We start from the raw sequence: 24,101 nt of genomic DNA on the forward strand, positions 1-24,101 counted from the left end.
GTTCACCACTCTTCGGTCCGGAACGGCGAGGCCGGCAGGCCTTCGCGGTTGATCAGGTCGGCGTCTTCGGGGTTGTCGCGCCAGGCGTAGCGGACTGCGGCGGGCGCCGGCACCGCGTCGCTCCGCACCACGACGGTGTCGCCGGCGATCCGCGCCTGCGCCGGATGGAACACGCGGTCGGTGCCGGCGATCTCGAAGCCATGCACCGCGTCGCCTCCGACGCGCACCGCCAGCGAGCTGCCCTGCAGGTCGAAGCGCAGCACGGCACGGTCGCCTTCGATCGCCATCGCGCGGTAAACCGGCCCGGAGAACACCAGGTCTTCGCCGTAGGCGACGTGGCGGGCCGCCAGCGCCAGGCGCTGGCCGACCGTTCGCTTGTCGCGCGGGTGGATGTCGTGCGCGTCGCCGACGTCGATCGTCACCGCCTGCGCGGTGGCCGGCAGCGCCAGCGCCGCCGCCTGCGATTCGCGCAGCACCGCCCACGGGCTTTCGAGCACGCGGCCGTCGGCGTCCGTGCGGTCGCCGCCGGAGACGAAGCCGGCCAGTTGCGCCCAGAGGAACGGCAATTCCGGCGCATTCCAGTCGCCGCGCCAGCCGCGGATCATGTCCGCGAACTGCTCGCGATAGCGCCAGGCGCCTTCGGGCCAGGCGTTGGCCTCGCCCTGGTACCAGATCGCGCCGCGCAGCGGGTACGGCTGCAGCGGCCGGATCATGGCGTTGTAGAGCAGGGTGTCGATCTGGTTCTTGTCGTCCAGCAGCGAGACGGTGACCGCGGTGGTGCGGAACTTCCAGTCGCCGGCAAGCGGGCGCCGCGCGCCGCCGGCCGGCGCCACGTACAGCTGGTCCGCGTTGCCGGCGATGCCGCCACCGCCGCCGGTGTCGGTGACCCGCACCGCGAGGGCGTTGGCGCCCGCACGCAGCGCCGCCGCGGGCACCGGGTACGCGCGCGGCGTGCTCCAGCCGTTCTCCATGCCGCCGATCGCCTGGCCGTTGACCCAGGCCCGGTCGGTGTCGTCGATCTGGCCCAGGCCCAGGGTCACGCCGGCCGCGGCCTCGTCGGCGCTCAGTTCGAACGTGGTGCGGTACCAGGCCTCGCCGTCCATGCCGGCATAGCCTTGCGCTTCCCAGAGCGCCGGGACCTCGATGTCGGCCCAGTCGGCGGTATCCAGCGCGTCCACGGCGAACTCGGTTCCCCCGGCAGCAATTTCGGGCCAGCGCGCGATCAGGCCGCGCGTGCGCGCTTCCACTTCGGCGTCCGCCTCGCGCTTGCCGCGCATCTTTTCCGCCAGCGCGGCAGCGTCCAGGCCGAGCATCTCGGCGCCCATCCAGGCTTCGATGGCGCTGCCGCCCCAGCTGCTGTCGATGATGCCGACCGGCACCCCGGTGGCGGCGCGCAGCTCGCGCGCGAAGTGGTAGCCGACCGCGGAGAAGTCGCCGACGGTCTGCGGCGAGGCCACGGCCCAGGCGCCGCCGGCCAGCCGCGCCTGCGGCGTGTCCGCCCACGACTTCGGCACCTTGAAGTGGCGGATCAGCGGGTCGTCGGCGCGCGCGATCTCGGCCTCGGCACCGTCGGTCTGCAGCAGCGGCCACTCCATGTTCGACTGGCCGGACGCCAGCCACACGTCGCCGACCAGCACGTCGCGTACGACGATGGTCTCGTCGCCGGCGGTCACCGTGATCTCGAACGGTCCGCCCGCGGCATGCGCCGGCAGCACCGCGGACCAACGGCCGTCGGCGTCCGCCACGGCCTCGGCCCGGCGTCCATCGAACGTGACCTGCACCGCGGTGCCCGGCGCCGCCCAGCCCCAGACCGGCAGCGGCCGGTCGCGCTGCAGCACCGCGCCGTCGGAGAACAGCAACGGCAACTCGACGGCGGCGTGAGCGGGAAGGGAGAACGCAAGCAGGAGCAGGACCAGCGCGATGCTCCTGCCCGCAAGGCGGCTGCCGCGAGCGAGGGCCGGGAATCGCGCAGCGATTTGCTGTTGCCCTTCTTCCCCCTTTGCAAAAGGGGGATTGAGGGGGATTTGCTCTGGCTGTGGCTTGCGCCGGGCGCCGAGCAAATCCCCCCTCCCCCCCTTTTGCAAAGGGGGGAAGTGCGGGTCGGCTTCGGTCGCCGCGGAGGCTCCGCTCGGGTGCGGCATCGCGTTCATTGGTCATTCTCCAAGGTCGCTTCCGCAGCGGCCGGCGCGCCCCACTCCTCGTAATAGCCCCGCATCACGTACCAGGCCTGCTTCTTCTCGCCGTCTTCGGACAGCAGGCCCTTGCGGTTATACCCGTGCCCGTGCGCGCCGCGCTGGAACGGGTGCAGGCGCACCGGCGAGCGGAAATCGACCAGTACCCAGGGCGCGACGCCGCGCAGGAACGGGATGCCGGCCAGCATGCGCAGCTGCTTGCGATAGAACGCCGCCTGGAAATCCTCGCTCCAGGCGCTGGCGACGTCCTCGCTGCCGCGATGGCCGTGGCGCGCCCCGGCGCCGAATTCGGTGACCAGCAGCGGCTTGCCGAACGGCGTCCACACCGCCTGTCCGGGTTCGACCGGCCAGGGCGTGTACCAGCCGAAGTACTCGTTGACGCCGACCACGTCGAGCGCGGCGACCAGCGGATCGCCGATCGTCAGCGTGTCGCCGTCGAAGCCCGGCCCGTACAGGGCCGCGCCGACCAGGCGGGTGGGGTCCAGCCGGCGGCTGCGCTGCGCCAGCGCCGCCAGCGCCGCGTCGCGCTCGGGCCCGGGCGAGGTCTCGTTGGCGATGCCCCACAGCACCACCGCGGCGCGGTTGCGGTCGCGGCCGATCATCTCGGCCAGCATCGCGTCCAGCCTGGCGCGCATGTCGGCGTCGGCGAAGTCGAGGCCCTGGTAGACCGGAAGCTCCTGCCACAGCAGCAGCCCCATGCGGTCGGCCAGGCGCACCAGGTGCTCGTTGTGCGGGTAGTGCGCCAGGCGCAGGAAGTTGGCGCCCAACGCCACTGCCTGGTCCAGCAGGCGCTGCGCATCGGCCTCGGAATGCGCGCGGCGGCCGTCGATCTCCTCGTGCAGGTTGACACCGCGCAGGAACACCGGTTCGCCGTTGAGCAGGATCTCGTCGCCGCGCACGGCGATGCTGCGGAAGCCGATGTCCTCCTCCAGCGCGTCGCCGGGCGTGGAGACGTGCACGCGATATAGCTTGGGGCGCTCCGGCGACCACGGCTCGAACGGCGCCTCGAAGCGGATGCGCGCACGGCCGTCGGCGCCGGCCTGCGCGCGCACGTCCAAGTCCAGTTCCGGAATGCGCACGCGCACCGGCTGTTGCGGTGCGCTGCCGGCCACGCGGACCCAGCCGTCGACGCGCTGCAGCGAATCCGGCGCCAGCTGGATGGAATAGTCCTGGACGTAGGTCGCCGGCGTTTCCACCAGGTCCACGTCGCGGGTCAGGCCGCCGTAATTGAACCAGTCGAAGCCCTGCGCCGGGATGCCGTCCTTGCGCCGCTCGTTGTTGACGTGCACCAGCAGGCGGTTCTCGCCGTCGCGCACCCGTTCGGTCAGCTCGAACTGGAACGGGGTGAACCCGCCCTCGTGGCTGCCCAGCTTCTCGCCGTTGAGGAACACGTCCGTGCGGTAGTTGGCGCCGCCGAAATGCACGAACAGCCGGCGCCCGCCGCGGCGCGCGCCGGCGGCGTCATGCTCGAATGCCTTGCGGTACCAGACCGAGCCTTCCAGGTACATCAGCTCCGGGCGCTGGGTGTTGAAGTCGCCCGGCACCTCCAGGGTGAGGCCGTCGTCGAATCCGTATTCGTAGAAATCGGTCTTGCCGGTGGCAGTACGGTCCTTCCACACCGCCTTCCATTCGCCGATGCCGGAGGCGTAGGGATCCACCAGCGCCTGCCATTCGCCGTTGAGGCTGCGCCGCTGGCGCGCCGGCAGGTTGGTCAGCACCGGTGACGGCGCCGCCGCGGCTTCGGCCGCGGCCGATTCGTCGTCGCGATCGCCGCGATCCTGCGGCAGGGCGGTATAGCCTTGCGCAGCGGCCAACAACGGCGCCGCGGCCAGCAGCAGCGCGAGCCATCGCGGCGCGCCGGCGGACCGCACGGGCCTAGCGCGGATCGCCATACAGGATTCCCCGGCCGCCGGTGGCGAGATACACGCGGCCGTACAGGCGCGGATCGCCGGCGACGCTGCGCAGGCTGCCGAAGCGGTGCGCATCGTCGTCGATGCGCAGCCAGCGGCGGCCGTCGTCGTCGGAGCGGTACAGGCCGAACTCGCCGCGCACCTCCCCGAACAGGAACAGCGTCGGCGTCTCGCTGCCGTCCTTCGGCTTGCCCAGTCCGATCGCGCGGGCGTCGCCGACGTCCGGCAGGCGTTCCAGCCGGCCGGCGTTCCAGCGCAGCAGCCCGTGCCGGGACGCGGCGACGTAGACCAGGCCGGCGTGGCCGGGCGCCGGCCTGAGCTGCGGGCGGGCGCGTTCGCCGGCTTCGCCGGTGGCGCGCGCGGCCTCCTTGAACCCGGCGCCGCCGCCGTCGCTGACGTAGAACCTGCCGCTGGCCGGATCGAACCCGTACCAGCGCGCCGCGTCCACCCGGTCGGCCTCGACCACCACGGTGTCCGGCAATCCTTCCACTCGTTGCCAGCGCTTGCCGAAGTCGTCGCTGCGCCAGTGCCCGGCGTTGCGCGGCCGCCAGATCACGCGTTCGCCGTCGGCGGCGACCGCGATGTGGCCGGCGCCCTCGCCCTGCGGCGGTTCGCCGGCGAACATCGTCCAGCTGCGGCCGCCGTCGCGCGAGTACGCCGCGAGCACGACGCCGTCGCGAGGGTCGTGCAGATGGCCACTGCGCACCATCACCTGCGGCGCCTGTCCCGCGAAAGCGAGGCTCTCGGTATTGCTGTAGCGCGGCGGCGCGGCGAACTGCACGGTGGTGCGATCCAGGTCGTCGTGCACGAAGCCGTCGATGTCGCCCAGCCCGCTGATCAGGTGCGGCCCCTGCGGCGGGCTGACCAGGGCCAGCGGCACAGTTTCCTCCAGGCCGGCGTCCTCGAAGCGCCAGTGCACGGTGTCGCCGCGCTCGAACGCGGTCATGTCGTGCGAGGCCCAGAGGCCGTAGCCGGTGACGAACCACACCCGGTCCGGGTCGAACGGATCGATCTCGATGTCCGCCATCCAGTGCGGCGTGGCCTGCGCGGTCCACGGCCAGGCCGAATGATCGAACTCGGAACGCGGGAACACCGGCTGCCAGGTCTCGCCGCCGTCGGTGCTGCGGAACACGTCGTCGTGCGGCCCGAAGCGGCCGAAGGTGGTGGCGACGATCGTGTCCGGATCGCGCGGGTCCGCCGCCACCGCGCCCCAACCGAAGCCGTCGCCCTCGGTGTCGGTGGACTGCGGCGCGGGGGTGATCTCGGTCCAGCTGCCGTCGGCCGGCGAATATCTCCACAGCGCGCCGTCGTGCATCGCATCGGGGCCCGGCTCGTCGCCGTAGCTGACCAGCCAGTCGCCGCGGGCGTCACGCACCATATGGTTGGGCCGCAGCCCGGTCGGCTGGCCCGGCAGCGCGCGCCAGCTGGCGCCGCCGTCTTCGGAGGCGTACAGGCTGGCCTCGCGCGTGGACACGCCGGCATAAAGCCACGGCGTCGGCGCGCCGGCCTTGCCGCTGTCCGGATCGAAGGCCACGAACACGACGCCGATGTGCTGGCGCCGCCAGGTGTTCTCGGCCGTCGCCGCCTGCGATTCGGCCAGTGCCGGAAACGCGTCCACCTTGTTCCAGCTGGCACCGCGGTCGGCGCTGCGCCACAGCCCGTGCGCACGCGACCCGAGCAACAGCACGCGGCCGTCGTTCGGATCCACTGCCAGGCGCTCGCCGTTGCCGCGCCCGAGCTCGTTGCCGCCGAGCTTGAACGGCAGGTCGCTGCGCTCGAACGTGGCGCCGCGGTCGGCCGAGCGCAGGATCGCGCCGTTGCCCGCGCGCTCGTGGGTGTAGGTGCCGGCGGCCAGGTACAGCCGCTCGGGATCGGACGGATCCAGCGCCAGGCTCTCGATGCCGGTGAGGTTGGCGTCTTCGTGGCCGATCCAGTCGGTCAGCGGGATCCAGTGCCGCTCGGCGGCCTCCCAGCGATACGCGCCGCCGACGTCGGTGCGCGCGTACAGCAGGCCCTCCTCCGACGGATGGAACACCAGGCCGGTGACGAAGCCGCCGCCGCCGATCGCGACGTTGCGCCACCGGTACGGCGCCTGCTCGGCGAGCGCCTGCGACGGCGCGCCCACCAGCAGGAGCAGCGCCAGCAGGCCGGCCAGAACCGCGCCGGGACCGGGCGGGCGGAGCACGGAGCTGGGGAAGCGGGTCGCGGGCATTTGGAAAGCGGTTTCCTGGTTGGATAGGCGCGGGCGGGTGGCCAGCGGGAAGCTTCGGCGCCGGTCAACCCCGGTGGGAACGATCGACTCCCTGTGGGAGTGACGGCGGCATGCCGCTGCCGGGAAGTCGCGACGGCGAACTCGGAAAAGCGTCGCGACTTCCGTCGCTCCCACACCACGCCGTCACAGGCTGGCCCGCAGGGTGATGCCGTAGCGGCGGTCGTTGATCACGAAGTCGCGCAAGCGCGATTCGTAGCCGAGGTAGCTTTCACGCTGGGCATCCAGCAGGTTGACGCCGTCCAGCGAGATCGACCAGACGTCGTTGATGTTGAAGCGGACCGATGCGTCCAGCTGGCCGAAGCCCTTGTTGTAGACCGGCAGGTTGCCGGTGCCGTTGCCGGCGGTCGTCACCAGCCAGTCGCTTCGCCAGTTGTAGGCCACGCGGGTGGCGAAGCGGGGCTGTTCGTAGCTGAGGATGACGTTGTAGCTGTTCTTGGACAGCCCTTCCAGCGGCACCGTCAGCGGCTGGCCGTTGGTGTCGGTCGCGGTCGGGCTCGGCGCCTCGCTGTCCACGTAGGTGTAGTTGGTCTGCAGGCCGAAACCGCTCAGCCAGCCCGGCAGGAAGTCGAAGAATTGGGTATAGCCCAGCTCCACGCCCCTGATCCTGCCGTCGTCGCCGTTGACCGGGCGGGTGATCTCCCACTCTTCGCCGTCGATGGTTTCGACGGCCGTGACGTCGGCGAGGAAGCCGTCGACCTTCTTGTAGAACGCGGTGCCGTACAGCATGGAACCTTTGCCGAAGTACCATTCCAGCGACGTATCGAACTGGTCGGCTTGCATCGGCCGCAGGTTCGGGTTGCCCGCCGAGCCGGTGCGGCGTCCTCCCGTATCGACGCTCAGGCCCAGATTGGGATTGAGCTTGTCGAAGGTCGGGCGCGAAATGCCCTTGGACGCGGCAAAGCGCCACTGCAGGTTGTCGCGCAGGAACCAGCGCAGGTTGAGGCTGGGCAGCACGTCGGTGTAGTTCTGCGTCACGCTGATCGGCAGCAGGCTGGTCAGGTCGTCCGGATCGGTCATGACGCCGGTGGATTCCAGCTCCGTGCGGACCACGCGCACGCCGACGTTGCCGTCGAACGGCAGGGCGGCAACGTCGTTGCCGAAGCGCAGCACGCCGTAGGCCGCGTAGGTCTGCTCGCTCTGGGTGTTGACGTTGGTGGGGCCGAACGTCAGCGGCGGAGCGCCGAAGCCCGCAAGGGTCCCTTCGTAGTTCCCTACCGCGATGTCGGACGCGGTCAGCGTCGGGCCGAAGGTGTCGCCGTCGCCGCGGAAGAAGTCGGTGGTCGGGTTCGGCACCAGCGGGATGGTCGGATAGTCGGCGAACGGGGCGCCGGCGCAGTCGTTCAAGCACATGAAGCGCCAGACGTTGCCCTTGTTCTCGGCATCGCGATCGGTATAGCGCACGCCGGCCTTGAAGCTGCGCACGAAGCCGTCGTCGAACGCCAGGTCCATGTCGCTGCGCCAGGCGAACTCGATGCCCTCGTTGTCGTCCTTGTTGTCCAGGTGGAACTTCCAGCCGATGTAGTTGGCGCTGTCGGCCAGGTAGCCTTCGGCGCCGCTGGCGTCGGTCACGGCCAAGCGCGGCAGGTCGCCGCTGAAGTCCATGGTGAAGCGCGGCACGCCGGTCATGCCGGTGCCGACGATGTAGCGCGTGGACTCGGTGGTGGCATCGACGTACTGGAAATCGGTGCTCAACGAGAGCCGCTCATTGACGCTCCACTTGGCGCCCGCCGAGTAGTCGGTGGTCACCGAGTGGCGTTCTGTCAGGCTGGTGTTGGAGTCGACCGGAGTGTCCTGGAACGTGCCGCTGACGAACTCGTCGCGGTCGTTGACCACGAAGCTGCTGCCGGGAACCGGCACCATCGGGCTGCCGCCGCTGTAGGCGAAGAACGAGTAGTCCAGCCAGCTGAACTCGTAGTCCGAACGCAGCGCCTGCAGATACACTTCGACATCGTCATTGGGACGCCATTGCAACGCGATGGCGCTGGTCTCGCGGTCGCGCTCGCCATTGGTGGTGTTGATGCCGGCGCCACGCGGAACCGAGACGTTCCGGCCTTCGTGGCCGGGCACGGTCGTCAGGTCCCACCAAGGCTCGATCGAGATCGTGTCCTGGCGGAACGAGCCCTCCTGCTTGGACAGGTTCACCAGCAGACCGATCTCGCCGATGCCGGTCTGCCAGCGATTGCTGAACAGTCCGGAGAAGGCGGTTTCGCCCTCGTCCGCCAGATCGTAATGGTTGTACTGGATGCTGCCGGCCAGCTTCTGGCCGTCGTAGTCGAACGGCAGGCGCGTGCGCAGGTTCACGGTGCCGCCGAGGCCGCCCTCGATCATCTCAGCGGAAGGGTTCTTGTAGACGTCGATGCCGGCCAGCAGCTCCGCCGACACGTCCTCGAAGCTCAGGCCGCGGCCCTCGTTGGCAGTGAAGATGTCGCGGCCGTTGAGTTCCGTGCGCACCTGGGTCAGGCCGCGGATGGCGATTTCGCTGCCTTCCCCGTAGTTGCGCTGGATCTGGATGCCGGAGATGCGCTGCAGCGCCTCGGCGACGTTGTTGTCGGGCAGCTTGCCGATGTCCTCGGCGACGATCGAGTCGACGATCTGCTCGGCGTTCTGCTTGATCGCCTGCGCCTGGGTCACGCTGCTGCGCACGCCGGTGACCACCACGGCGTCGAGCTCGGTGGCGCCGTCCGTCTCCGGATCCGCATTGGGCGCGGGCTGCTGTGCGTACGCGTTGCTGCCCATCAGCGCGGCGATGCCGAGCGCGATGGCGGAATGCCGCAATCCGCGGACCGATGCACGGCCGGCGGCCCGGCCCGCCGGAGCGTGGCGCTGACGTGTTGGCATGGTTGTTCCCTCCCAGGACCCACTTGAACGACGAATGGTTTCGAGCGTCCCGGCATGCCGATCGGCCGGGCCATGCTCGTGCTCCGGGTCGACCGCTGCTCGCAGGGCAGGGGCCCGCCGGCATTCCATCGCCCGATGCGCATGGCGCTGCGTTCTTGCCCGGACCGCAAGCCTCACCGCTCGAGTGGAGGCGCATCCCGATACCGCAGACTCGCCCGCAGCATAGGAGGGGGTGACATTCCATACCAATGAAATATTCGCCGCGAGCTATATCGTCACCGAATGATGCGTTGCATCAATTGCGTCCTGCTGATGGAAACGAAATCCCCGACGCGCATCGCCACGACACCCCGCATCGCCGCCACGCCATCAACGGTGATGTCGTCGTGTCACACATCCAATTCAGCAGCGGCAGCCGGCGACGCGCATCCGGAAGCCGACGATATGCGTCACCGCCGTCGGTGCGCGTATACAGCAGATCGGGCGCGGAAGATGGAATGCCAGCCCGGTGGCGAAGCCGCCGCCCACCGATGGCGACGTCGCGCCATGCATCGCCGGCCGCCTGCGTCCATGCCGGGCAAGTCGCCAGCGCGTGCACGGTCCCTCTCCCCGCGACGCGGGTGCAGACCCGGCGCATCCGCCGGCGATCCCGAATCGTGCCTGGACCTGAGGTTTTCCCTGCTTTCCTGCAATCAGTTCAACGGCTTGGTTACTTCCCCCCTTTGTAGAAGGGGGGTTGGGGGGGATTTGCTCGGTGCCCGACCAAGCAACAGCAACAGCAAATCCCCCTCGATCCCCCTTTTTCAAAGGGGGAAGATAGGCTGCGAGAAATGTGGGGAAACCTCAGTGCCTGGATCGGAAGTGCGGGGACAAGGCGGCTCTCCGCTGGTCATGCGCCGGAACGCATGCTTGCATCGCACTTCCGACTGCCGCGACCCCGCCCGCAGCGTAGCGGGCGAGGGCCGGGGCCTACAGCTCCAGGTTGGCGTGGACGGTCAGGCCGATCCGACGGTCGTTGAGGTACCAGCCGTTGGGACGGCTCGGGCTGCCGTAGTAGTCGAAGCGCTCTTCGTCCAGCAGGTTGGTGCCGTCGAGCGAGATCGACCAGACCTCGTCGAAGTTGAATCGGATCGACGCGTCCAGTTGTCCCGTCTCGTCGTGGTACTGCGGCACGTGGCCGGCATTCGGCGGCCGGGTGGTGACCAGCCAGGTATCGCGCCAGTTGTACGCGGTACGGACCGAGAAACGTTCTCGCTCGAAGAACAGCACTACGTTGTAGCTGTGCTTGGACAGCCCCTCCAGCGGCAGGTAGGCCACCTCGATGCCGTCGGTGGTCTGCGCGTCCGGCGACGGCGCGCTGCTGTCGACGTAGGTGTAGTTGGTCTCGAACCCGAACCCCGACTCGAAGATCTGCCGGTAGCCGACCTCCAGGCCCTTGATCTTGCCGTCCTCGCCGTTGGCGCGGGTCTGCAGCTCGAACGGGCGCACGCACTCGGCGCCCACGCAGGGGCGCGCCGAGCCGTCCGGCGTGTCCTGCACCTCGTACGCCGGGTCGTAGTAGTTGGCGGTCACCGTGTCGTAGAAATAGAAGCCCTTGACCTGCTTGTAGAAGGCGGTGCCGTAAAGCATCGAGCCTTCGCCGAAGTACCACTCCAGGGAAGTGTCGAACTGATTGGAATACATCGGCTCCAGGTAGGGATTGCCGCGGTTGGCGTAGGACAGGCCGCCGGTGTTGAAGTCGAAGAAGGTGTTGCCCAGGTGCACGTACGGATCGAGCAGGTCGAAGTTGGGGCGCGACATCGCGCGCGAGGCGGCCACGCGCCACTGCAGTTGCGGGGTGAAGAACATGCGGAAATTGAAGCTCGGCAGCACGTCGGTGTACGAGTGCTTCACGCTGACCGGCATCAGTTCGTTCACCGGCACGTCCTGCTCGCGCTCCCAGCCGTCGACCGTGGTCTCGGTGCGCACCAGGCGCGCGCCGGCATTCGCGTCCCAGGGGAAGCGGCCGCTGTCGTTGCCGAAGCGCAGCATCGCGTAGGCGGCATAGGTCTTCTCGCCGAACTCGCGAATGTCGGTCTGCGCGTTGTACGTCACCGGATCATGGCCGAACATGCGCACGGTGTTCTCGTAGTCGGCGACCATCTCGTCGCAGGCCACGTAACCGGTCGGCAGGCCGCTCTGTCCGCGGAAATGGTCGCCGAAGGGGAACAGCCTGTAGCACGCGTCCGGGTACTCCGACAGGGGCACCGCGGCCCACGTGCCCCAGGCGTTGTCCGAACCCGGCGGCGGGATCTTCTGCCAGTTCCAGCTGGAACTGCGCACGATCGAGTCGCGGTCGGTCAGGCGGACCCCGAAGCGCAGGTCACGCAGGAAGTCGCCGTCGATGAAATCCCAGCGCACGTCCGCCCGCCACGAGATCTGGTCGGCGTCGTTGTCGTCGCGCTTGTCCAGGTGCGACATCCAGCCGGCGTAGTTCTCGACATTGCTCATGTAACCCGGGATCGGCTGGCCGGTGGCCTGGTCGACGACGCTGATCGACGGCCGCTCGCCGCGGAAGTCCACGATCACCGGCGGCATGCCGTAGAGCCCTGACCAGCCACGCCAGTCGTTCGGGTCGGACAACTGCCCCGCCAGCAGGTCGACCCAGTAGTTCACGCTCTCGGTGGTGGCGTCGACGTACTGCAGGTCGGTGGAGAAGTGGAGCCGGTCGTTGACCTGCCACTTGAAGCCGGCGCCGTAGTCGCTGGTCACCGAATTGCGCCAGTCCATGCGCGCGGTGGTGGTCACCAGCGCGTTGTTGAACGTCCCGTACTGGAACTCGCCTTCCGGGGTGAAGCCGAACGGATCGGTGAAGGCTTCGTAGCCGGGGATCGACGGCGAGACAAAGCCCCAGCCGTTGCCGGAGAAGTTCACCAGGTCCTCGGTGTCGTTGTTGAAGTTGCCGGCGCGGACGCTGTACTCGCGGTTGCGGAACTTGTAGTCCGAGCGCAACGCTTGCGCATAGATCTCCATGCCGTCGTTCGGCTTCCACTGGAACGCCGCGGCCAGGCCGTCGCGCTCGCGGTCGCCGAAGTGGCTGTACATGCCGACCTCGGTGGGGATCACGACCTCCTGCCCCTCGTAGCCGGGGACATCGTCGAACACCAGGTAGTTGCCGAGATTGATGCGATCCTCGCGATACTGGCCTTCCTGGCGGGCGGCGTTGAACAGGAAGCCCATCTCGCCGACGCCGGTCAGCCAGCGGTTGCTGAACAGGAACGAGGCCGACGGCTGCACCGAATCGCGCAGGTCCCAGCGGTTGACGGTGAAGCTGCCGCTGATCCTCATGCCGTCGGCGTCGAACGGCATGCGCGTGCGCAGGTTGACCAGGCCGCCGATACCGCCTTCGATCAGCTCGGCGTTCGGATTCTTGTAGACGTCGATGCCGGCGAGCAGTTCGGCCGGCACGTCCTCGAGGTTCAGTGCGCGGCCCTCGTTCGCGGTGAAGATGTCGCGTCCGTTGAGCTCGGTGCGCACCTGGGTCAGGCCGCGTATGGCGATCTCGCTGCCCTCGCCCTTGTTGCGCCGGATCTGCACGCCCGAGATGCGCTGCAGCGCCTCGGCGATGTTGTTGTCTGGCAGCTTGCCGATGTCCTCGGCGACAACGGAATCCACGATCTGGTCGGTGGTTTCCTTGATGATCTGCGCCTTGGTGAGGCTGCCGCGCACGCCGGTGACCACCACCCTGTCCAACTCGGTGGCGTCGTCTTGGTCCGCCCCACCAGGACGCTCGGTAGATTGTTGTGCATGCGCCTGCGCGCTGAGCAACGCGGCGATGCTCAGTACAATGGCAGTACGAGGAAAGCGATTGCGACTGGAACTGCGGCTCACGAGCCGGCATGCAGGGTCACGGCGATGACGCGTTGACATGGTTGTTCCCTCCCAAGGACACATGGCTTGCGTTGTCGGTTGGGGCCCGGACACCGTGGCGCCGCGTGCTCCCTGTGGTCGCTCGTTCTTCGGGTCGGCGTTCCGCTCTTGTTGGATGGCGGGCCCGGCACATGCGCCGGGCTCCGCCTGGCGACCTATCGCGCGCTCCGATGGCGCGCGTGTTCCTGAGTTCCGCAAATGGGCCGCTTCAAACTGCCGCGCCGCCCATGAATGCCGTTGATCGATCGGAATCGTGAAAACGTGACTTCCGTCGGAGCATAGGCGGCAGGCGCGATGCCATACCAATGAAATATTTACGGAGATCTATATTTCTTTGGAATATAAGAGGCCGTCGATTGGGTCGGTGCGTGCGAATATCGAACGGCTCTTTTCCCGGGCGGCGTCTGCTTCCGAAACCCGGCGGTTTCCACCACCTCGGAATGAAAACGTTTCCTGCGCCGGGACCTGCTGCACGTTGGCCGGAGCCGGGGCCGGTCCGTGCCAGCGGCACGGGCGCTCGACCGTCCGCACACCAGATGGCGCGCAAGCCGCGCGGTCTCGCCGCGGCGGGAGAGAGGCTTCAGAGCCTGCCCCTGCGGATGTTCAACCGTCGAACGACTGGCCAGGCCTGGGGGCGAACCTCAACGGTTCCTGGGTCTGCTTCGGAAAACCAGCAAGAACGCCGCTCAAGGCGCATGCCGCGGCGGCATCTCCGCGTACAACCGCCGCGCCGTGCTCCGCAGCGCCTCCAGCACCCGCTCGGCGCCGGGCGACAGCAACTGGTCGCGGCGGCGGACGATGCCGAAGAACTCCATGCGCACGCCCAGTTCGATCGGCAGCGCGACCAGCTGGCCCGCCTGCACGTACGGCGCCACCGAATCGATCGGCAGCGCGGTCAACAGATCGCCGCTGCGCAGCAGGTTGGTGATGACCGGCAGCGCCGAGGTCTCGATGATGTTGTGCGGCCGCTGCAGGCCGTGTTCCAGGAACACCGAATCCAGGCGCGCGCGCAGCACGCTCTCCGCAGGCGGCAGGATCCAGCCGTAGTCGATCAGGTCGGCGTGCTGCAGCCGCGTGCGCCCGGCCAGCGGATGCCCGGCCCGCGCGATCACCGAATGCGGCTCGTCGGCGAGCGGCTCGAAGTCCAGCTCGCCGGCGCCTTCCGGACCCATGATGCGGCCGATGACGATGTCCAGTTGCCCGTCCAGCAGCTTGGCCACCAGCGGCCGGCTGTAGTCCATCTCCACCCGGATCATGATGTCGGGGAAGTCGCGCTTGACCATCGCGACCGCCTGCGGCACCAGGTTGGTGCCGGGATTGACCACGGTGCCGATCGCCGCCTGCCCCATCTGTCCGCTGCGCAATGCCGCGATCTCGTCGTGGGCGCGGCCGATCTCGGAAAGCGCCGAGCGCGCCCGGCGGATCAGGACCTGGCCGTACCAGGTCGGCTCGACGCCGCGGGCGTGGCGTTCGAACAGCGTCACGCCCAGCACGCTTTCCATCTCGGCCAGCAGCTTGGAGGCGGCCGGCTGGGTCATGCTGGCCGCCTCGGCGGCGCGCAGCACGCTGCGCTGCTCGTACAGATGCAGCAACAGCAGCAGATGCCGCGTCTTCAGGCGCGAGGCGTTGAACCAGCTGGTGCTTGCCTGGACCATGCGGACCACCTTCCCCCGGGGTGCGGTGCGGCTGCGGATGCGTGCCGGCCGGCGGCGGGCGATCGCGGAAAAGTCACGGCCGCCGAGGGCTCGTCGGTCGATGATACGTATTCACATGGGGAATAGCATCTGCCGAAAATTTCATTTGTCGAACATAGGTTTGCGGGCAACGCTATGGCCCATCGCCAACCCCGCGAGGGCGTGACCGGCATGGGCGCATGCGGCCCGACGGTTGGCGTAACGCCGCACCGACGCGCATCGTGAACGGTCGCCCGGCGCAGGACGGCGGGCAGGCCCCCGCCACTGCCGAGGGCCCCATGCCAGGAGGAGGGTCCATGGCGCATTCCATCGGCATCCATGTCTTGCGCGACGCCGGGCGGATCGTCCGCCCGGCGATGCCGTCGCCCCGGTGCGCATGAGCGGGCCTCCGTTCCGGCTTCCGCTGATCGCCATCCTGCGCGGCATCCGGCCGCAGGAAGTCCTGGCGCACGTCGAGGCGCTGGTGGACGAAGGCTTCGACGCGATCGAGATCCCGCTCAATTCACACGACTGGGCCGACAGCATCGGCAGCGCCGTCCGCGCCTTCGGCGACCGCGCCTGGATCGGCGGCGGCACCGTGCTGCGGACCGCCGACGCCGACGCGCTGGTCGAGTTGGGCGCGCGCTTCATCGTCACGCCCAACACCGATCCCGCACTGATCCGCCATGCGGTGGCGCGCGGCCTGCAGGTCGTCGCCGGCTTCGCGACGCCCAGCGAAGCGTTCGCCGCGCTCGACGCCGGCGCGCAGATGCTCAAGCTGTTTCCCGCATCCACCTATGGGCCGGCCCACGTGCGCGCGTTGCGCGCCGTGCTGCCGCCCGTTCCCTTGTTCGTCGTCGGTGGCGTCGATCCGACATTGCTCGCCGGATACCTCTCCGCCGGCAGCACGGGCGCCGGCATCGGCGGCGAGCTCTATCGGCCGGGGCAACCCGCCGACCGCACGCAGGACAGCGCGCGCGCGTTCAAGCAAGCCTATCTGGAAGTCCTGCCATGAAGATCGTGCGCCTGAGCACCTACCACGCGGCACCGCGCTGGCTGTTCCTGAAGATCGAGACCGACGAAGGCGTCACCGGCTGGGGCGAGCCGGTGATCGAAGGCCGTGCGCAGACCGTGGAGGCGGCCGTGCACGAGCTGTCGGACTACCTGGTCGACCGCGATCCGGCACGGATCAACGACCTGTGGCAGACGCTGTACCGCGGCGGCTTCTACCGCGGCGGCCCGATCCTGATGAGCGCCATCGCCGGCATCGACCAGGCGCTGTGGGACATCAAGGGCAAGGCGCTGGGCGTGCCGGTCTACGAGCTGCTCGGCGGGCTGGTGCGCGACCGCATGAAGACCTACCGCTGGGTCGGCGGCGACCGCCCGGCCGAGCTGATCGCGCAGATCCGCGCGCTCACCGAGCATGGCTACGACACGTTCAAGTTCAACGGCAGCGAGGAGCTGGCGCCGCTCGCCGGCACCGCGGCGATCGATGCGCTGATCGCCAAAGTGGCCGGCGTGCGCGAGGCGTTCGGCAACACGGTGGATTTCGGCATCGACTTCCACGGCCGGATCGGCGCGCCGATGGCGCGGGTGCTGCTGCGCGAGCTGGAGCCGTACAGGCCGTTGTTCGTCGAGGAGCCGGTGCTGCCGGAACAGGCCGAGGAGTATCCGCGGCTGGCGGCCATCAGCGCGATCCCGCTGGCCGCCGGCGAGCGCATGTACTCGCGGTTCGAGTTCAAGCGGGTGCTCGCCGCCGGCGGCCTGTCGATCCTGCAGCCGGACCTGTCGCACGCCGGCGGCATCAGCGAATGCTTCCGCATCGCGGCGATGGCCGAGGCCTACGACGTCGCCCTGGCACCGCACTGCCCGCTGGGGCCGGTGGCGCTGGCCGCCTGCCTGCAGGTCGATTTCGTCTCGCACAATGCGGTGCTGCAGGAGCAGAGCATCGGCATCCACTACAACCAGCATGCCGACCTGCTCGACTACGTGCGCAACCCCGACGACTTCCGCTGCGAGGACGGCTACATTCGCGCCCTGCCCGGCCCGGGCCTGGGCGTGGAGATCGACGAGGAGCGCCTGCTCGAAGCGAGCCGCGCGCCGCCGGCCTGGCGCAATCCGCTGTGGCGCCATGCCGACGGCAGCGTGGCCGAGTGGTGAGGCCCCGATGATCCGGAGCGCCGCCGTGCTCTGTCCGTCCGAATTCCCGGAGCGCGCATGATCGCGGTCGACTGGGGCACCAGCCAGCTGCGCGCCTATCGCATCGACGACACCGGCGCCGTGACCGCGCAGCGGCGCGTGGCCGAGGGCGCCACCGCCTGCCGCGGCCGCCATGCCGAGGTGCTGCGCGCCTGCGTCGGCGACTGGGACGACGCCGTCGTCGTGCTGTGCGGCATGGTCGGCAGCCGCAACGGCTGGGTGGAGGTGCCCTACGTCGACTGCCCCGCCGGCATCGATGCACTCACGGCGGCGCTGCGGTCCTGCGACACGCCGGAATTGCCCGGCCGCCGGCTCTGGTTCGTGCCCGGCATGGCCGACCGCAGCGGCGCCGGCGACGCGATGCGCGGCGAGGAGACCCAAGTGCTCGCCCTGCTCGACATGCTCGGCGGCGGCCGCCATGTCATCTGCCTGCCGGGCACCCACAGCAAATGGGTCGAAACGGACGACGGCCGCATCGTCTCGATCGCGACCGCCATGACCGGCGAAGTGTTCGACTTGCTGCGCCGGCACGGCACCCTGGCCGAACTGGCGCCTGCAGGCGCAGGCCACGCCGGCACGGCTACCGGCACCGCGGAGGCCGAGGCATTCGACCGCGGCCTGCACGACAGCGCGGCCGACGGCGGCCTGCTGCACCATCTGTTCGGCGCGCGCGCGCACGTGCTGTTCGACAGCCTGCCCGCCGAGCGCCTGTCCGACTATCTCTCCGGCCTGCTGATCGGGCACGAAATCCGCGCGCTGCTGCCTGCATCGGTGAAGGCCGCCGGCTCTACGGTGCACCTGATCGGCAACGACGCGCTACTCGATGCCTATACTCGCGCCTTCGCCACGCTCTACACCGAGACCCACTGTCATTCCGAGCAGCTAACCGCCCACGGCGTGTACCTACTGGCGCATTACCACCGCCTGGCCTAAGCGGCCGGCCTGAGCATCACCAGAAGGAAAGCTTAAGCCTCCTCCACTCACTGGCCCTTGCGAGGTCCGCTTCATGGTGTCTGAGAAATCAGGGGTGACTCACTCCGTCCCCTTTGATTCCGTGACCTGGCGACAAGGAAGCACTTCAAGCGGACCATGGATGGCGTTATTCATCAACAAGCTCACCAGCATCCCTTCTATACCATTCATACATATCGGACAGCGAATCGTACAAGAAGATCGCCTCATCACGAAGTCCTTCATTACCTATTTGTTTAGCGAACTTAAGTACAACTTCGCTGGAGTCCAGCAAATTTTTCAACGTGTCTCCTTGAACAAGGACCCCTGGAAACCTTCTCCCCGGCATAGAAATAACTGCATTATTTGACGCATCTCCATACAAGGTTACTGTTATTTCTTTCACTTTCATAAATCATCCTCAGGAGAGAATCGAATAAAGGGCTTAGATTCATCAACAGATCCCTTAAATATATCTATATTCGGCCTAGACCCTTCACTAAGATTTCCCGCTCCGGGCAGGGAGCGAGAAAGACTGTTTCTCGTTGATGAATTGGCATTAATGACATAATCCCAATCAGAGTCCGAAGTCGAAGTCCCGCTTGCACGACTTCCTACTAGGTTTATTTCTTGCCCGCTGCGGTTAGCCGCATTCTGAATTCTGCGAATTTCCGACGCCCCCAAACTCCCCAGTCTTGCACCGCCTCCTTCTACAACTCTACTCGCACCTGCGGGGTTTCGAGTTACAACACCTAATAGAATACCTGCAGCGGGCGACAGATCACGCCCAAGCTGTTGCTCATTGCTAGTTGCCGCCCCGAATGGAGATTGGTAGTTACAGCCACACGCCTCTGCCTGGGAGGACTCACCAGGGTATGCCGCCACCATAGGGTTTGGAGACGAATAATGCGCGTCAGCGAGAGCACTATCTGCTAGGCCTTCGGCCATTCCTTTGATCACTTCCCGAAATTTCGACTGCCGCCCGTCTGGATCGATGAAGCTATAGGGATTGTTGTTGGCGTACCAATAGCGGTTGAAGTTCGCTCCGCTACTGGTGCTTACTCCCACCGGATCCACGCTGAGGAACCTTCCGATCGCCGGATCATAATAGCGCTGCTGCATGTACATAAGTCCGGTGGCCGCATCCATCACATGCCCGGTGTAGCCCGGGCGATCGTCGTTAACCGCCCCGATCCTCCGCCCGTACGGCTCATACTCCATCCGCCTCACCACCGTAGGCGTCGCGCTCGTCAGCGCCGCCACGCTACCCAGCGCGTCAGTGTGCTGATAGCGCCTCACGCCCGCACTGCCAGATGAAGTCTCCTCGTACGCCACTGACCGTCCACCAAGATACACGTACTCGTACCGCTTCGCCGCCCGATAGTCCTGCTGGTACAGCAGCTGCCCACTTTTGCTGTAGTGCGATACGATTCCGCCTTGTCCGGTCAAACTGTTCGCCTGGACCCGACGGCCGTAACCGTCATACCAGTACGTCTCCTTACCCACCGCTTCACGCAGACGATTGCCAGAGTCGAAGGTGTACCGCTGCCCGTTCCTATCTGCCAGGTTGCCCTGCGCGTCGTAGCCGATATTCATCACCGTGGTCCCGCTACAGCTGCCGGTTCTCACGCTGGTGAGCTGCCACTTGGCGTCGTAGCAGTAGTAATGGTTGCGCGCATTGCCTACTGACAGGTTCTTCACCCACGTTAGATTGTCCAGCACGTCATAGCCATAGTAGGCATGCGTGGGTGTTCCGCTGCCCCCGAACATGGACGAAGTAGCTCGGGTCAGCCGGTCCAAGCCATCGTAAGCCATGTCCACGTTGCGCCGCGCGCCAGGGAGACCATCGCTGATTGCCAGCACATTACCATTGGCATCGTAATCATAAGACTCATCCACACCTCTTACCGCTCCGGCATCCTGGATGCGCTCGGGCAGGCCACGCAAGTTCTGGGTTGTGGTATGAACGAGGCCGTTGCCGTAGGTGAACCGAGCGATCGCGCCGTTGGTGTGGTACGTCACTCCGGTGGCATAGGCACCAGCCTGCGTGGGCTGGCCCAAGGCATTGGGAGCGTAGGCTACTGTCAGCCCGGATGGGTATTTCAAGCTGCTCAAGTGTCCATTGGCGTTATATGCGTATGAGATGTTCCATGGAGTCATGCCGGCGCGGCTCATATCCTCGTGCACCAGTAAGCGCCGCCTGTTATAGACGTAGGTGCTGGTCACCAGCACTTCACCAGCCAGCCCGTTGGCTGCGGTCACGCCCGCCGGCAGCCCGTCAGGGGTATAGCGCCAAGTCTGGTCGCCGCGCCTGTCCGGGAAGCTCAAGGTCTTGAGCCGGTTGCGCTTGTCGTAGGTGCGGACCGTGCGGTCGGCCATCGGAACCGAGTCGGTGTTGCAGTTGCTGACATTGGTGTAACCCGAACCTGTCTTGCTCCAGGCCAGGTTGCCGGCGCCGTCATAGGCGAAGATGGTGGCACGGGTCTCCGGATCTACCGCTTTGCACAGCAACTGGTTGGCGTTGTAGAGATAACTGCGCGTTGCCGATACACCGCCTCCGCTGCGGGTGATCGACTTGGGCTTGCCGAACACGTCGCGGATGATGTCGGTGCGCCCGCCGGGATCGGTGATGATCGTCGGGAAGCCCTCGCTTGGCTGGTCGAAGGCCTGATACCAGATGCGGGTCTGGTTGCCCTTGGGATCGGTGATGCGAGTGTAGTAGCCGTCAGCATTGTTGTGATAGCTATGGAAGGTGACTAGATCGCCGAGTTCGGAATTCTGACGAACCGTGGTCGTCCGACCGATCGCGTCGTAGCTGCTATGGGTTCCCTGCGTGACGGCGGACAGCGACGAGACGGAAGAGACTGGATATGAGGTGAAGGTCGTTCGGCCTTCATGGTCATAGGCATAGCGAGTGAAGCGATTGGTTGCCGCCGCATTGCCGGCGTCGTACTCCTGCACAAGCACCGGCCGCCACAAAGCGTCGAAGTAGGTGAGCTTGCGGCCATTTCCGGTGCTGACGACCTGTCGCCAATGGCCGGCGGGCAGCCCATAGGCGCTACCCGCTCTCTTTTCGAAGACGAAGGAAGTCGAGTTCCAAGCCGTGCTGTCGCCGGTCGGATAGGTGATCCGGCTCAGCCGCCCCATCGGGTCGTAGGCGTAGTTGGTGGCAAACCCGTTCTCATCGGTGACGCGGGTGATCCAGCCGGCGTCGTTGACGACCGCTGACTGGCTGGTGCCATCGGCATAGGCGATGGATTGCGGGATACCACGCTTCCAGTTGGTCAGCGTGGTGATGTTGCCGTTGCCGTCCTTGATGGTCTTGATCATCCCCCTCTGACCCGCAGTCGTCACATCATAGGTGCGGGTTTCTTGTAGCTTGCCGAAGGATTTGAAGGTCAACGGCAGGGCGTGGCTGCTGTAGGTGATCTCGGAAGCGACAATGCCATTGACGGTCAGCTTGGCTGGCTGGCCGAGCACCCAATTGCTGAGATTGTCGTGGTAGGCGGTGACCTCCGTCTTGCTGGGGCTGCCTACGATCGTACTGGATTTAGTCACGACAATCGGGCGCCAGAATGCACCGAAGCTTTGTACGGTTGACGTGAATGTCACTCCATTCTGAAAGACTGTTCGGATGCGCTCCGGGCGGGGGTAAGCCTCTATGAACTCGGGGCTCCGCCCCCGAGCGCTAGGAATACTCGTTCCGATAGGCGGAAGAAATTTCCCGGACGAATCCAAAATTGTATAGCCGTACGACTCCGTCCTGTTGATATTGTTAGGGCCTGCGCCCGTTTCAACTTTAATTAGCTTCTGCTCATTATAACGATAACTTGTACCAAATGTATATCGCATCCAATCACCGCCGGGGCCATTTACGGTCGTAGAAGTGGTCCCAGCGCAATTGTCGGATAAACATACTGGATCATCCCCGGAACTGGCCGCCCAACTACCGGGAACACCCTCGTCATTTCGCGAGGCAGCATAGCTGTAGGACCACTGCATGTCGGCCAAACCAGGGCCATAAACCCGTTTGCTGACTAAGCTTGGCACCCAATAAGCACGAAGGTGTCTCGATATATCATCCGAGTGCACGCCAGAAGTATTGTTAGTGTTGCAGCTGTAAGGTACGTTCGTTCGCCCATGCAGCATCTGCGTTACCACATACTCCATAGTGGCGCCGGAAGGATGGACTATTGAGCCTACGTACTCACTCTTGGTTATATAACCTGGATGCAGGCAGCTTCTGCCAAACCCTTCCGAGTCTACGCCTTCCATAAGGAAAAGCTTTGAGAAATCAATCGTCCAACTTGTTCCATCGGGCAAGCCGACTGAAGTCAAGTACGATCTACCGTAGAGTGGCGCCGCGGAATACGAATAAGACCAAGTACGTGCACCTGCGCTCGCCGCCTTGATACGGCCTTCCGCATCGTAGGTAAGTAGTATTTGCCTGCCGTCACTGGATTGGATGCTATCCAATTTTGCACGGGCTGCAGGGTTATTGGAATACGAGTACGTTACCCAGTTTCCGAAGCGATCTTCCACACGGGTTGCATAAAGCACATTCCTGCTGCGCGAAACTGGATCAGCATGGTTCTGATGCCTAACATAAACCGTTGACTCGCCATACTGCGCCAACCAATCGAACCAGTACCGAGTACCATCTGGAGTGATTGCAACAAAGCCTTCACCAGTTGAATTCTTAACATTGACAGCGGGATCGCAATAGAACCAGGCACGTCCCTTAGTGACCGCAACAAACGATGCGCCAGAAATTGGCTTTGTTTCGGCCTGACTGGGTTTTAAAAATGCACCGCCAAACGGCATGTGCGCGTCGTTCCCTTTCCAAAACTTTGCATAGGAAACATCCCGGAAATGGACTTCGATGTTTGGCGGAGCGAGCGATCCTGAGCACCGATCATCGTGCCACGTTGTGGCAAATGCTCCACTAATGCGTGGCGTGTCGAGTTCCCAGTCAGAGAATGTGCCATCGGTGCTCGCTCCACCATCCTCGTTCCTTAAAAGGATATTATATCTCCGCTTAAGCTCTACCGGCATTAGATTATTTCCGGTTATTGATATATCGGCCACCGAGAATGAAAGCGATCCGTCATAGAGATCGATATGCTCGCCAAACGCTGAACTTCCAAGTGGAAGTACCTTCGTGCTTTGAGCATCTTCATTGTCCTCCGCCCAATCAGCATTTACATTGGCCGACAAAGGTCCCGGAATCAGAATGATCGCAAGGAGCAATGCCAAAAGGCGTTTTTTCGTACGCAACGCGCCATCAAGGCCACGAGTTGCGAGTGGAGCCGAACTTGGTCGATCAGTCATCCGCATTCCGCAATCATTATGCGGAATTCGATTTAGACAATCTGGTAATTGATTGACTGCGGCGTGAGTTGCGTTATCAGGAAGATCTGGGCAGACAGCCTGTACTACAGGACGGATATGCAATAACATCGTTCGTACTAGATTGGCTACATAATTAAAGATATTCATTGCTTATTCCATTAATTTTTTTGATAGCCAGATAGCCAAGGGCGGAGGCAATTAAGCGCCGCCTAGGTCGGCAGACCATTCAGTTCTGACACTTCGATAAGGTATATCCATCCGATAAACGCAACTTTCCAGCGTACTTCGCTGGCCACCGAGCCGGCTTGACGGGTTATCGCCAACATCGCCGCCGGCCAACATCACCATAGTGGACAGTTGCTACCTGCTGCCGCTCGCGTGGTCACAGACGAAGCCGGTAGGCTAAAATTGACAATCGGCGGTCACGCCGGATCTCCGTTGCACGGCAAAACACCGCACGCGACACCAAACCGCGCGCTCGCGAGACGAATCGACATTTCGACCCCTTAAGCTCTTCCGGCCCGATGCGGACCTAATTCCCTGAGTTCCCCCAGTCATCCCGTCGAATGACCGCAGCCCTTGCATTGGTTCCGTATATCAGCTTTCCCGCGGGGCGGCAATGGAGTTGAGGCCGCGCCAAATCATAGGGGCACCATTCCGGCGCCACCGATCGACAAAGCCATGCGGCATGTACGCTTTCTCGGCGCATCATGGCGCAACGCAACAAGCCTTCGCCGCTAATCTCATGCTGTCCGATCCGAGAAGGTTTGCAGATCGGAGAAGTGTTGGGCCGGCCCTACGCCGC

11 protein-coding genes are annotated in these 24,101 nt (G+C 65.6%); 3 read left to right on the forward strand and 8 right to left on the reverse strand.

The window, feature by feature from the left end; all coding sequences use genetic code 11:
* Nucleotides 1-2: 2 nt before the first annotated feature.
* The 6 genes from U3649_RS01485 to U3649_RS01510 all read right to left on the reverse strand — a co-directional run bounded on the left by U3649_RS01485 (nucleotide 3) and on the right by U3649_RS01510 (nucleotide 14,776).
* A complete protein-coding gene (locus U3649_RS01485; RefSeq protein WP_407354677.1) occupies nucleotides 3-1,922 on the reverse strand; it encodes a sialate O-acetylesterase in 1,920 nt (639 codons plus the stop codon).
* A 224-nt stretch (nucleotides 1,923-2,146) separates the two neighbouring features.
* Nucleotides 2,147-4,084, reverse strand: a complete 1,938-nt coding sequence (locus U3649_RS01490; protein WP_407353129.1) for a glycoside hydrolase family 2 protein — start codon at nucleotides 4,082-4,084, stop codon at nucleotides 2,147-2,149.
* A complete protein-coding gene (locus U3649_RS01495; RefSeq protein WP_407353130.1) occupies nucleotides 4,068-6,314 on the reverse strand; it encodes a cellulase in 2,247 nt (748 codons plus the stop codon). Before U3649_RS01495 ends, U3649_RS01490 begins: the two co-directional genes overlap by 17 nt.
* A 183-nt stretch (nucleotides 6,315-6,497) precedes the next feature.
* Nucleotides 6,498-9,212, reverse strand: coding sequence for a TonB-dependent receptor (locus U3649_RS01500; RefSeq protein WP_407353131.1), 2,715 nt, complete (start codon nucleotides 9,210-9,212; stop codon nucleotides 6,498-6,500).
* Between the two features lie 969 nt (nucleotides 9,213-10,181).
* Nucleotides 10,182-13,121 carry a TonB-dependent receptor gene (locus tag U3649_RS01505; protein ID WP_407353132.1) on the reverse strand — a complete coding sequence of 980 codons (2,940 nt, stop codon included), beginning with the start codon at nucleotides 13,119-13,121 and terminating at the stop codon, nucleotides 10,182-10,184.
* A gap of 686 nt (nucleotides 13,122-13,807) precedes the next feature.
* Complete coding sequence (locus U3649_RS01510) at nucleotides 13,808-14,776, reverse strand: LysR substrate-binding domain-containing protein (protein ID WP_407353133.1); 969 nt, start codon at nucleotides 14,774-14,776, stop codon at nucleotides 13,808-13,810.
* Nucleotides 14,777-15,191: 415 nt separating this feature from the next.
* Between U3649_RS01510 and U3649_RS01515 the strand changes: the two genes are divergently transcribed.
* The 3 genes from U3649_RS01515 to U3649_RS01525 are packed head-to-tail and all read left to right on the forward strand — an operon-like array spanning nucleotide 15,192 to nucleotide 17,926.
* Nucleotides 15,192-15,809, forward strand: coding sequence for a 2-dehydro-3-deoxy-6-phosphogalactonate aldolase (locus tag U3649_RS01515; protein ID WP_407353134.1), 618 nt, complete (start codon nucleotides 15,192-15,194; stop codon nucleotides 15,807-15,809).
* The gene (gene dgoD / locus U3649_RS01520; RefSeq protein WP_407353135.1) at nucleotides 15,806-16,954 is read left to right on the forward strand and encodes a galactonate dehydratase; all 1,149 of its coding nucleotides are present in this window, start codon (nucleotides 15,806-15,808) and stop codon (nucleotides 16,952-16,954) included. Before U3649_RS01515 ends, dgoD begins: the two co-directional genes overlap by 4 nt.
* A gap of 57 nt (nucleotides 16,955-17,011) precedes the next feature.
* On the forward strand, nucleotides 17,012-17,926 hold the full coding sequence (locus U3649_RS01525; RefSeq protein WP_407353136.1) for a 2-dehydro-3-deoxygalactonokinase: 915 nt from the start codon (nucleotides 17,012-17,014) through the stop codon (nucleotides 17,924-17,926).
* 166 nt (nucleotides 17,927-18,092) lie between these two features.
* Here the strand turns inward: U3649_RS01525 and U3649_RS01530 are convergent, their stop codons facing one another.
* Both U3649_RS01530 and U3649_RS01535 read right to left on the reverse strand, forming a co-directional pair.
* Nucleotides 18,093-18,356 (reverse strand): DUF6959 family protein, encoded by a 264-nt coding sequence (locus U3649_RS01530; protein WP_407353137.1) that lies wholly within the window; start codon nucleotides 18,354-18,356, stop codon nucleotides 18,093-18,095.
* Nucleotides 18,353-23,443 (reverse strand): RHS repeat domain-containing protein, encoded by a 5,091-nt coding sequence (locus U3649_RS01535; RefSeq protein WP_407353138.1) that lies wholly within the window; start codon nucleotides 23,441-23,443, stop codon nucleotides 18,353-18,355. Before U3649_RS01535 ends, U3649_RS01530 begins: the two co-directional genes overlap by 4 nt.
* Between the last annotated feature and the right edge of the window lie 658 nt (nucleotides 23,444-24,101).

Origin of the sequence: Luteimonas sp. R10, from assembly GCF_045689605.1 — a bacterium.
Classification (GTDB): domain Bacteria; phylum Pseudomonadota; class Gammaproteobacteria; order Xanthomonadales; family Xanthomonadaceae; genus Luteimonas.

Bases quoted from the DNA above. Each gene is read 5' to 3' on its own strand.
- U3649_RS01505 (WP_407353132.1), bottom strand. From the start codon at position 13,121: ATGTCAACGCGTCATCGCCGTGACCCTGCATGCCGGCTCGTGAGCCGC.
- U3649_RS01495 (WP_407353130.1), bottom strand. From the start codon at position 6,314: ATGCCCGCGACCCGCTTCCCCAGCTCCGTGCTCCGCCCGCCCGGTCCC.
- U3649_RS01530 (WP_407353137.1), bottom strand. From the start codon at position 18,356: ATGAAAGTGAAAGAAATAACAGTAACCTTGTATGGAGATGCGTCAAAT.
- U3649_RS01515 (WP_407353134.1), top strand. From the start codon at position 15,192: ATGAGCGGGCCTCCGTTCCGGCTTCCGCTGATCGCCATCCTGCGCGGC.
- U3649_RS01490 (WP_407353129.1), bottom strand. From the start codon at position 4,084: ATGGCGATCCGCGCTAGGCCCGTGCGGTCCGCCGGCGCGCCGCGATGG.
- U3649_RS01500 (WP_407353131.1), bottom strand. From the start codon at position 9,212: ATGCCAACACGTCAGCGCCACGCTCCGGCGGGCCGGGCCGCCGGCCGT.
- U3649_RS01535 (WP_407353138.1), bottom strand. From the start codon at position 23,443: ATGAATATCTTTAATTATGTAGCCAATCTAGTACGAACGATGTTATTG.
- U3649_RS01525 (WP_407353136.1), top strand. From the start codon at position 17,012: ATGATCGCGGTCGACTGGGGCACCAGCCAGCTGCGCGCCTATCGCATC.
- dgoD (WP_407353135.1), top strand. From the start codon at position 15,806: ATGAAGATCGTGCGCCTGAGCACCTACCACGCGGCACCGCGCTGGCTG.
- U3649_RS01510 (WP_407353133.1), bottom strand. From the start codon at position 14,776: ATGGTCCAGGCAAGCACCAGCTGGTTCAACGCCTCGCGCCTGAAGACG.